We start from the raw sequence: 10,022 nt of genomic DNA on the forward strand, positions 1-10,022 counted from the left end.
CCCCCGACCCTGTGCCGGTCGGGGGCGCGCCCTCGTTCTCCTGCGTACTTCGCCGCGGCTAGGCGGCCGGAGCGGGCTCCGGGGCGGCCTCGGCCACGGGTTCGCGGGCGAGCGTCCGCTCGAACACCGCGTAGGCGACGACCGCGACGACGAGTCCGGTGACCGCGTCGGACAGCTGCGGCGCCCACCAGTGGGCGACACCGCCGGCCGCCGCGCCGACCGCCCAGGCCACGAAGGCCGTCGGACGGACCGTCACGGTGGGACGCCGGTCCATCGCGCCGCGGCCGCCGCGGGCGAAGAACATGTCGGCGATGAGCACACCGCCGAGCGGCGGCACGAACACGCTCAGGATGACCAGCCAGCTCAGGAAGTGGTTCCAGACGCCCGCGAGCGCGGCGGCCGTGCCGATGAGACCGAGGACGATCGTCATCAGGCGCATCGTCGTGCCGGTCAGGTGCGACCAGCCAAGGGCGCCGTTGTACAGGCAGTGGCTGCACACGGAGCCGAGGTTGACGAAGACGAAGACGGCCGCGATCACGTTCAGGATCCCGGAGTGCTCACCGGTCAGAATCGGCAGGAAGTCACCGCCCGCGGTGCCGGCCGAGGCAATGGCGCCCGCCGCGACGACCAGGCCGCCGGTGACCTGGGCGACGAGGCTCGCGATCGGGAACGCGCTGATGGTCGCGAGGACGGCCTGCCGGCCGTTCTTCGACCAGCGGGTGAAGTCCGCGGTCATCGTTCCCGAGTCGGCGAACGTCGCCATGATCGTGGAGACGGCCGCACCGAAGGTGAGCGCGGACGCGCCGCCGACGCCCTGGTACGAGAACACCGAACCCAGGTCGTGGTCCCGGGCCACGATCACCAGGGCGATGACACCGGCGATGACGAACAGCGGCGCGGCGACCGCGCCGAGCCAGGACAGCGCCTTGATGCCCAGGTAGGTCAGGCCTATGAAGCCCAGGCCCGCGAGCACGGTGACGAGCTGCTCGTGCCAGCCGAACGACGCGTGCAGCGTCGCGCCGGTGGCACCGGTGTTGAACGCGAACCAGCCGACCACGATCGTGGCCAGGAACGCGGAGGCGACGATGTAGCCGCCGCGGCCGAAGGTGCGCGTGGCCTGCAGCGAGAAGCTCTCGCCGGTGGATCCGGCCCGGTGGCTGAGGATCCCCACGTACAGGAGCATGACGAGGTTGGCCACGAGGATGGCCGCGAGCCCGCGCCAGAAGCCCAGCATGGCGACGACCACGCCGCCGGGGATGGCGTTGGTCAGGATCATCGGGAATCCGAACCAGACGGCCGAGACCGTCAGGAGCGACTTGCGGCGGTCGGCCGGTACCGGGCTGTGCTCGAACTCGTCGTCGAGTTCCCGGTCCGTGGACGTGGCCGTCTCCGCGGCGGAGCGGTTTGTTTTCATCGTGAGTGGGCTTCCGGGTGGGCGCTCTCGCGCGTCAGGAGGAGGTGCCGCCGAACGCCTCGGCGAGGGCGGTGGCGGCCTTGGTGAACGCCTCGGCCGGCGGGTGGGTGATGCCGGCGCCGATCATGCCGATGCCCGCGTCCTTGTGGGCGATGGCGGTGTTGATGATCGGGAGGATGCCGGTGTCGAGGACCTTGCGGACGTCGATGCCGGTGGGCAGGCCCTGGAAGTCGAGGGCCGGGATCGTCACGTTCGGGTTCTGCGCGGTGGTGATCTCACCCATGTCGCGGGTGTAGCCCATGGCCTCGGCCACGGTGCCGCCGACGAGGGCGACGATCGCGGGCGCGGCCGACATGGCGAAGCCGCCGAAGCCGTACGTCTCGGTGATGGCGCTGTCGCCGATGTCGAGACCGGAGTCCTCCGGCTTGTAGCCGGCGAACATCGGGCCGACGACCTTCTGCGCCGGGCCGGTGAACCACTGGCCGGGCAGACCGGCGACGCGGATGCCGAAGTCGACGCCGTTGCGGGCCATGGTGGTGAGGACGGTCGAGTTCTCCACGCCGTTGGCGGCGTCGAGGGCGGCCTTGGCCATGGCCATCCAGGTGGGGCCGGAGAAGTAGTCGGAGGACGCGACGAAGTCGAAGACCTCCTTCTTCTGCTCGGTCGTGAAGGACGACTGGAGCAGACCCGGGGCGAGGGCCTGGAAGAGGAGCAGGGTGCCCGCGCCGTTGCGGTTGTGGCACTCGTCGCCCATGTGGAGGGCCTGCGAGAGCAGCAGACGCAGGTCGACGGGGCCGGTGAACTCGACGGCCTCCTTGAGCATGGGGCCGAAGACGTCGCGCATCCACACCAGGCGGTCGATGACGCTCTGGTCGTTGGCGCCCATCCGCAGGATCTTCGCCATCTGCTCGGACAGGTTGGTGTACGCGATGTTGCCGTGCGTCTCGTTCTTGACGATGTGCACGTACATCGACGCGGAGGTGACACCGGCCATCGAGCCGACGGAGTTCGCCTCGTGACAGGGGCGGAAGGTGATCTGGCCGGAGGCGGCGACCTCGGCGGCCTCGTCGAGGTCCTTGGCCAGGCCCTCGAACACGATGGCGCCGGTGACGGCACCCTTCATCGGGCCGTTCATCCGGTCCCAGGTGATGGGCGGGCCGGAGTGCAGGATCGTGGTGGGCGTCATGCCGGGGACCACGTCGAGCGCGCGGCCGAAGCCGATGAGCATCGGGCGGGCGGACATGATGCGCTCGACGGCCTCGGCGTTGGCGGCGTCGATCTTCGCGGTGAGCTCGGGGCTCGCCTCGAGGGCGTTCAGCGCGCGGGCGGCGTCGGGGTTGCCGCCGCCGGGCGGGGTCCAGTCGAGGGTGGAGACCTGGGCGTTCTGGGCCTTGATGTCCTCGTCGAACATCGCGAGGCCGACGTTGACGACGCTGAGGTCGCCGGCGAACAGCGCGGCGGCGGGCGTCAGTTCGGTGTTCTCGGTGCTCATGCCTGTGCCTTCTTCGCGATCTCACGGGCGAACTGGCCCGTCTCGGTGGAGCTGAGGGTGACGGTCACGCCGGCCGCGCGCAGGGCGGCGGTCTGGGCGGCGACCGAGGGGGTGTCCAGGTCGGTGCCGAGGACGTAGGCGACGACCTCCAGGTGGCGGCCGGCCTCCGCGGCGATGCGCTGGGCCTCCTCGATGGCGGGGAGCGTGGTGCCGACCGGGTCCTCGTGGGAGCCGAAGCCGAGGACGAAGTCCATGACGAGGGCGGCGACCTCGGGGTCCTTGGCCTCCTCGACGATGCGCTCGATGCGCAGGGCCGGGTCGATCATGGGGTGCGGACGGCCGTTGGTGAAGTCGTCGTCGCCGAAGTCGAGGAAGGTGTGGCCGCGCGAGGCGGAGCCGGCCGGGAGGCGGAAGTCGGCGTTCTTCTGGATGTTGGACCAGACGTCGAGACCGGCGTCGCGCACGGCGTACATGGTCTCGTCGCACAGGGTGCCGCCGCAGAACAGGCCGCGGACGTACTTCTGGCCCTCGGCGAGGCGGGCGACGACGGCTCCGGCCGCGGCCTCGGCGTCGAAGGCCTCGACGGCGGCCGGGGCGATGCCGGCGAGCTCGACGGCCTTCTGGGCGGCCTGGAGGCTGCCCGCGGCGAAGTGACCGCCGGCGGCGGTGACCGCCTCCTCGGAGCCGTCGATGAACCAGACGACGACGGGCTTGCCCGCGGCGGCGACCTCGGCGAGGACCTTCTTCTCGACGGAGGGGGCCGGGGGCTTGGAGACGAGGACGATGACGTCGGTGGCCGGGTCCGCGGCGAGCGCGCGGATGCCGTCGACCATCATGATGCCGCCGACCTGCTCGGACAGGTCGCGGCCGCCGGTGCCGATGAGCTGGGAGACGCCGCCGCCGAGCGCGTGCACGCGGACGGAGACCTCCTGCGAGCCGGTGCCGGACGCGGCGACGATGCCGACGTTGCCGGGGCGCACCTTGTTGCCGAAGCAGAGCGCGATGTTGTTGATGATCGCGGTGCCGCAGTCCGGGCCCATCATGAACAGGCCCTTGTCGTGGGCCAGGTTCTTGAGGGCGATCTCGTCCTCGACGGCGACGTTGTCGCTGAACATCATCACGTGCAGGCCGGACTCGAGGGCCTTGCGGGCCTCGCGGGCGGCGTAGGCGCCGTTGACGGCGATGACGGCGAGGTTGGCGCCGGCGATGCCCTCGGCGGCGGAGGTGATGGTGCGGTAGGTGACCTGGCCGCCGTCGGCCGAGGCGGGCGCCTTGCGGGTGAGCAGGCCCTCGATCTCGGCGAGGAGCGCGTCGGTGTCGGCGCCGTCCTCGGCGACGAGGACGACCATCAGGTCGCCGCTCTCGGCGGCCTTCAGCTCGTCGGTGAGCAGGCCCAGGTTGTCCAGGACGCCCTTGTTCATCTCGGTGCCCATGGCGGTGAACGCCTGCTCCACCCCGTCCAGGGCGTTGGCCTTGGTCGAGACGGACATCAGGGACACGGAGTCGAAGTACGTGTTCTTACGTACGACGGCTGTGGTGGTACTCACAGCGAACCTCGCAGTTCTTCTTCCAGGTGGAGTCCGGCCACGAGGCCGGACAGGGTGTCGCTGCCCGAGGTGTGGCCGAAGGCCAGCACGCGACGGGCAGGATCGTTCAGGTCCCACGGCGGCGGACTGTCCGCCAACTGCCGTAGTACGTCGATGAGTTCGGCGCGCGCCCGGCCCTCGGCGGCCTCGGTCAGGGTGGCCGCGGCGAGGTCGGTGGTGCGTCCGCGGTGGCCGTCGAGGACGGTGCGGACGGCGAGCGGGAGCGGCGCCAGGGCGCTGCCGGGGAGGGCGGCGACCAGAGTGAGGCCGGCGAGGAAGTCGTCGCCGGCGGGGGTGAGGCCGGGGCCGAGGCCGTGCAGGGCGAGGATGCCGTGCACCGTCTCGACGGCGTCGCCGGCGCGCAGCGCGTCGAGCAGCCGGACGCGTCCGGCGTCGAGGGCGCGGGCGACGGCGCTCTCCATGAGGCCGGCGCCGGGGGCGGCGCCGAGCATGCCGCCGGGGGCGCCGTGGGCGCGGTTGTACGCGTCGAGGGCGTCGGCGGCGCGCGCGAGGGCGCCGGGGGCGAGGTGCGCGAGGGAGGGGCCGGCCGGGTCCCAGGGGCGGGCGCCTTCGGCGGTCAGATGGAGGGGGCGGCCCGGGGCGTCGAGAATGAGACGGCCGGTGTCGAACATCACGCTGTGGCCGGCGTCGAGTCCGGTGCCGGTCCAGTCGGGGACGTCGACGACGAGGGTGCGCGGGGCGTCACCCGCGTCGCGGGAGGCCAGGGCGATGAGCAGGCCGTCGGGGGTGAGCAGGTTGACCACGTGGGTGAAGGCGGAGTGGACGGCGCCGGTGCCCCGGAAGCCGTACGGGCCGGTGCCTGCGGGCCCGGGAGCGGGCGCGTGCAGGCGCGCGAGAAGGCGCGCGTCACCGGAGTGCGCGCGCAGCCCGAGGGGCTCGCCCTGGCACATCGTCGTGCCCTCCTCACTGCCGCTTCCGGTCTTGTCGTCCGGCTCGTTCTGACCTACCCATATTGGTATACCATTCTGCGTCCGGTAAGCGAACATTCAGAACAAGGGACTTCACATGCGCATCGTCGTCGCCCTCGGAGGGAACGCACTGGCCAAGCGCGGGGAGCCGATGACGGCCGACCGCCTGCGCGCCAACGTCCGGGGCGCCTGCCAGGCCCTGGCCGGCCTGGCCCGCGAGCACGAGGTCGTCATCACCCACGGCAACGGCCCGCAGGTCGGCCTCCTCGCCCTGCAGAACCTGGCATACCAGGACGTCGCGGCGTACCCGCTCGACATCCTCGGCGCGGAGACCCAGGGCATGATCGGCTACGTCATCCAGCAGGAGCTGTCCAACGCCCTGGTCGGTGAGCGCGAGGTCGCGGCGATCGTCACCACCACCGAGGTCGACGAGAACGACCCGGCTTTCGAGCGTCCGACGAAGCTGATCGGCCCGACCTACTCCGCCCAGGACGCGGCCGAGGCGGCGGCCGAGTACCGCTGGACGATCGCCAAGGACGGCGGCGCCTTCCGCCGCGTCGTCCCGTCGCCGCACCCGCTGCGCATCATGCAGGCCCCGCTGGTCTCCACCCTGCTCGACAACGGCACCCTGGTGGTCTGCGTGGGCGGCGGCGGCGTGCCGGTGCGCACCGACTCCAAGGGCCGGCAGATCGGCATGCAGGCCGTCGTCGACAAGGACGCCGCGAGCGCCGCGCTCACCGCGGACCTGGGCGCCGACATGCTCATCATGCTCACCGACGGCGACTTCGTCAGCGAGAACTGGGGCACCCCGGAGCAGCGCGACATCCTCACCGCCTCCCCCGAGGGCCTGGCCACGATGAAGTTCGCCGAGGGCTCCATGGCGCCGAAGGTGGCCGCCGCGGTGCGCGTCGCCGAGGCCGGCGGCCGTACGCTCATCGGCCCGCTGGACCGTCTCGACGACCTGCTGGAGCGCAAGGTCGGCACCGAGATCCGCTCCGACGTCGAGGGCGACATCGTCTTCGTCTGACGCCCGCACCGTTTCGGTATACCATTCGGGCAACCCCTCGCCGCCGTCGTCGCAACGCGGCGGTGGCGAGGCGGCCCAGCGGGCCGGATCCGTACAACGGAAGAGGAGTTCGAGCGTGCCGCGGGAGACGCCGATGGAAGCACCGCCGTCTCCTCCCCGCGCCCGCTCGGGTCCGCTCGCCTCGCTGCGCGACAGCCGGGCCTTCCGCGCCCTGTGGGTCTCCAACGTCTTCTTCTTCGGCGGCGCCTGGACCCAGACGATGGTCCTGGGCTGGATCGTCTTCGACACCACCGGCTCGGAGTTCCTGCTCGCCGTCTTCACCTCGGCGCGGCTCGCCCCGATGCTGCTCGGCCCCTTCGCCGGGGTCCTCTCCGACCGCCACGACCGCGTACGGCTGCTGAACATCGCCTGCGGCTGGGCGCTGACCGCCGCCGTCGCCGTGTCCGCCCTCGAGTCGGTCACCGACGCCCCGTACTGGGTGCTCGTGCTCGCGGGCCTGGCCACCGGCCTCGCCCAGTCCCCCTCGCAGCCCGCCCGGTCCTCACTGGTCCTCGAACTGGTGGGGCGGCGCAACCTCAGCAACGCCAACGCGCTGAACGCCATGGCGATGAACATGACGCAGGTCGTCGGACCGGCCCTGGGCGGCGCGATGATCAGCGTGTTCGGCTCCTCCGTCGCCCTGTGGATCTCCACGGGCTGGTTCGCCCTGTCGCTGCTCGCGCTGTGGCCGCTGCGCCACGCGGACACGGAGGGCGCCCGGCGGGCCGCGCCGGAACCGGTGGGCGCGCTGCTGGTCGGCGGCATCCGCACGATCCTCGGCAACCGCCTCGCCGCCGGCGTCCTGGGCGTCACCCTCGCCGCCAACATCCTGCTGTGGCCGGTGTATCAGGCCTTCATGCCGGTCTTCGCGAAGGAGTCCCTGGGGCTGGACGCGGACGGCCTCGGCTGGCTCCTGACGTGCAGCGGCGTCGGCGGCCTCACCGGTTCCCTGGTCATCGCCGCGCTCGGCGACTTCCGGTTCAAGGGCGCCCTGTTCGTCTACGGGACCGCGGCCTGGGGCACGCTGTGGGCGCTGTTCGCGCTGTCCCACCAGGTGGCCGTGTCGTTCGCGCTGATGGCGCTCATCGGCCTGCTCAGCGCCTCGTTCGGGGTACTCCAGACCACACTGCTGCTGATGACGACCGAACCCTCGGTCCAGGGCCGGGCGCTCGGCGTCCAGGAACTCGCCATCGGTGTCATGCCGCTGTCCTCGCTGTGCCTGGGCTTCTCGGCGCAGCACGTCGGCGTGGCCACGACGACCCTGCTGAGCTCGCTGCTCCTCGTCGCGTTCCTCGCCGTGCTCGCGCTGCGCCTGCCCGGGCTGCCCCGCTACCGCGGGGTCTGACACCGCCTCTGCCGGTCAGCTCACGACGGCGTGCCGGTGGTGCGCGTCCGCCTCGGCCTGACTGGTCGCCAGATGCGCCACCGCCAGCTCCCCCACCGTCTCCACGTCCCGGGCCTCGATGGCCCGGTACAGCTCCTCGTGCTCCTCCGCGACTGCGGTGAAGTCGTCGTGCTGGCCCAGCAGCCAGCGCATCCGGCTGCGCAGCGTCAGATCGAGCTCGCTCAGCAGGGCGTTGTCCGCGAGCTCGGTGACCGTCTCGTGGAAGTCCGCCGCGAAACGGCGCGCGGCGGCGCCGTCGCCCTCGGCCGCGGCGGCCTGCTCCGCGTCGAGCTGGGAGCGGAGCTTGGCGAGGCCCGAGCGGGTGCGGCGCTGCGCCGCGAGCCGGAAGCCCAGGGTCTCCAGAGCGGACCTGACCTCGCTGAGGTCCGAGATGTCGGAGGGGGTGAACTCGCGGACCACGGCCCAGGTGCGCGGCCTGGGCGTCACCAGGCCCTCGTTGACGAGATCGCGCAGCGCGTCGCGCACCGGCAGCCGGCTCACGCCGAGCTCGGCGGCGAGCTCCCGCTCCACCAGCTTGCTGCCGGGGGCCCGGGAGCCGTCGATGATCTGGTCGCGCAGGGTGCGCATGACCCGCTCCGACTCGGGGGTGAATTCCTCGGCGTCTGCCGTTGCGCCTGTCATTCCGCCATTTTCGCATCGGAGTTCAGGCTCTCGTGCCGCGCCCCTGGCACGGTCCGACGCTTTTCGGCCGAGCGGTATACCGATCGACCGAAGAATCGCCACCCATCCCCCCTCTCCCTGACTTGAATTCGCCGCAAATCCCTCATAGTTGCCCTATCGATGCAGGAGGCAACTTCATTTGGTATGCCAAGTGTTAAGGTCACGGTGGCCTCGACCACGGTCCGTCCGAGGCGTTCCGTCCGCTTTCCCGCAAGGAGTCACGCCCATGCTCATCAGGAACGTCCGCCCGTGGGGCGGCGACGCCTCCGACCTCCAGATCCTGGACGGCAGGATCGCGGCGGTCATGCCGCACGACCCGGCGCGCGCCGACGACGGATCGAGCGTCGACGGGCGGGGCCGCCTCGCCATGCCGTCGTTCTCCGACGTCCACTGCCACCTGGACTCCAACCGGGTCGGTCTGCCGTTCCGCCCGCACACCGGCCGGCCGGGCGTGTGGGGCCTGACCATGAACGACCGGGAGCACTGGCGCGAGGACCCGCCGGTCGCCGAGCGCACCACCGCGCTGCTCGGCCGCATGATCGAGCGCGGCACCACGCGCGTGCGCAGCTACGCGCAGATCGACGCGGACAGCGGCCTGGAGCGTTTCGAGGGCGTCCTCGCCGCCAAGGAGGCCCACAAGGACCGCGCCGAGGTCGAGATCATGGCCTTCCCGCAGGCCGGCCTGCTCCTGGAGAAGGGCGTGCCGGAGCTGATGGACCAGGCGCTCGCCTCCGGTGCGGCCGTCGTCGGCGGCATCGACCCGTGCACCCTCGACAAGGACCCGGTCAAGCACCTCGACATCGTCTTCGGCCTCGCCGAGAAGCACCAGGCACCGGTGGACATCCACCTCCACGAGCCGGGCCACCTCGGGGTGTTCAGCACCGACCTCATCCTGGAGCGGACCCGTGCGCTCGGCATGCGGGGCAAGGTGACGCTGTCGCACGCGTACGAACTGGGCAACGTCGACGAGGCCACCACCCGGCGCCTCATCGAGGAGTTCGCCGACCTCGACATCTCGATGGCGACGATCGCGCCCGCGCAGCAGATGCACGCGCTGCCCCTCGCGGAACTGACCCGGGCCGGGGTGCGGGTGGGTCTCGGCGAGGACGGCCAGCGGGACTACTGGTCGCCGTACGGCAACGGGGACATGCTCGACCGGACGTGGCAGCTGGCGTTCACGAACCGGTACCGGCCGGACGAGCTGATCGAGCACTGCTGGGCCGTCGCGAGCCGCGGTGGCGCCGCGATCCTGGACCCGTCCCTGGAGCGCCTCACCTCCACGGCCGACCGTCCCGGTGTCTCGGTGGGCGACGCGGCGGACCTCGTCCTGGTGGACGGTGACACGGTCGCCGCCGCCGTCATGGACCGCGGCACCGACCGCACGGTGCTCCGCGCGGGCCGCGTCGTCGCGGACCAGCTCCAGCTGGTCTGACCCCGCCTTTCCCCTGACGACGCCGCAGGGTCCTGGCC

8 protein-coding genes are annotated in these 10,022 nt (G+C 71.8%); 3 read left to right on the top strand and 5 right to left on the bottom strand.

The window, feature by feature from the left end; translation table 11 throughout:
* Positions 1 to 58: 58 nt before the first annotated feature.
* From ACFW9D_RS36090 to ACFW9D_RS36105, 4 genes are read right to left on the bottom strand one after another with little or no spacing between them, the layout of a single operon-like run.
* Positions 59 to 1,414, bottom strand: coding sequence for a cytosine permease (locus ACFW9D_RS36090; RefSeq protein ID WP_384629367.1), 1,356 nt, complete (start codon positions 1,412 to 1,414; stop codon positions 59 to 61).
* A gap of 34 nt (positions 1,415 to 1,448) precedes the next feature.
* Positions 1,449 to 2,906, bottom strand: a complete 1,458-nt coding sequence (locus ACFW9D_RS36095; RefSeq protein ID WP_188340595.1) for a DUF1116 domain-containing protein — start codon at positions 2,904 to 2,906, stop codon at positions 1,449 to 1,451.
* Positions 2,903 to 4,453, bottom strand: coding sequence for an acyl-CoA synthetase FdrA (gene fdrA, locus ACFW9D_RS36100; RefSeq protein WP_223206255.1), 1,551 nt, complete (start codon positions 4,451 to 4,453; stop codon positions 2,903 to 2,905). The genes ACFW9D_RS36095 and fdrA overlap by 4 nt, the downstream gene beginning before the upstream one ends.
* Positions 4,450 to 5,499: a DUF2877 domain-containing protein gene (locus ACFW9D_RS36105; protein WP_384629371.1), complete on the bottom strand. Its 1,050-nt coding sequence runs from the start codon at positions 5,497 to 5,499 to the stop codon at positions 4,450 to 4,452. Before ACFW9D_RS36105 ends, fdrA begins: the two co-directional genes overlap by 4 nt.
* A gap of 19 nt (positions 5,500 to 5,518) precedes the next feature.
* Between ACFW9D_RS36105 and ACFW9D_RS36110 the strand changes: the two genes are divergently transcribed.
* Complete coding sequence (locus ACFW9D_RS36110; RefSeq protein ID WP_188340593.1) at positions 5,519 to 6,448, top strand: carbamate kinase; 930 nt, start codon at positions 5,519 to 5,521, stop codon at positions 6,446 to 6,448.
* A 133-nt stretch (positions 6,449 to 6,581) separates the two neighbouring features.
* Complete coding sequence (locus ACFW9D_RS36115) at positions 6,582 to 7,832, top strand: MFS transporter (RefSeq protein WP_384629374.1); 1,251 nt, start codon at positions 6,582 to 6,584, stop codon at positions 7,830 to 7,832.
* 15 nt (positions 7,833 to 7,847) lie between these two features.
* Here the strand turns inward: ACFW9D_RS36115 and ACFW9D_RS36120 are convergent, their stop codons facing one another.
* On the bottom strand, positions 7,848 to 8,513 hold the full coding sequence (locus ACFW9D_RS36120; protein WP_223206254.1) for a GntR family transcriptional regulator: 666 nt from the start codon (positions 8,511 to 8,513) through the stop codon (positions 7,848 to 7,850).
* Between the two features lie 265 nt (positions 8,514 to 8,778).
* Here ACFW9D_RS36120 and ACFW9D_RS36125 point away from each other — a divergent pair, with 265 nt between their 5' ends.
* Positions 8,779 to 9,984 (top strand): amidohydrolase family protein, encoded by a 1,206-nt coding sequence (locus ACFW9D_RS36125; protein WP_384629377.1) that lies wholly within the window; start codon positions 8,779 to 8,781, stop codon positions 9,982 to 9,984.
* Positions 9,985 to 10,022 lie beyond the last annotated feature (38 nt).

The sequence above is a fragment of the Streptomyces sp. NPDC059524 genome (genome assembly GCF_042749255.1).
GTDB lineage: Bacteria > Actinomycetota > Actinomycetes > Streptomycetales > Streptomycetaceae > Streptomyces > Streptomyces xanthii.

Excerpts from the sequence above, each read along its gene's own strand:
- ACFW9D_RS36090 (WP_384629367.1), bottom strand. The coding sequence starts at position 1,414 with ATGAAAACAAACCGCTCCGCCGCGGAGACGGCCACGTCCACGGACCGG.
- ACFW9D_RS36095 (WP_188340595.1), bottom strand. The coding sequence starts at position 2,906 with ATGAGCACCGAGAACACCGAACTGACGCCCGCCGCCGCGCTGTTCGCC.
- ACFW9D_RS36105 (WP_384629371.1), bottom strand. The coding sequence starts at position 5,499 with ATGTTCGCTTACCGGACGCAGAATGGTATACCAATATGGGTAGGTCAG.
- ACFW9D_RS36110 (WP_188340593.1), top strand. The coding sequence starts at position 5,519 with ATGCGCATCGTCGTCGCCCTCGGAGGGAACGCACTGGCCAAGCGCGGG.
- ACFW9D_RS36115 (WP_384629374.1), top strand. The coding sequence starts at position 6,582 with ATGGAAGCACCGCCGTCTCCTCCCCGCGCCCGCTCGGGTCCGCTCGCC.
- ACFW9D_RS36120 (WP_223206254.1), bottom strand. The coding sequence starts at position 8,513 with ATGACAGGCGCAACGGCAGACGCCGAGGAATTCACCCCCGAGTCGGAG.
- ACFW9D_RS36125 (WP_384629377.1), top strand. The coding sequence starts at position 8,779 with ATGCTCATCAGGAACGTCCGCCCGTGGGGCGGCGACGCCTCCGACCTC.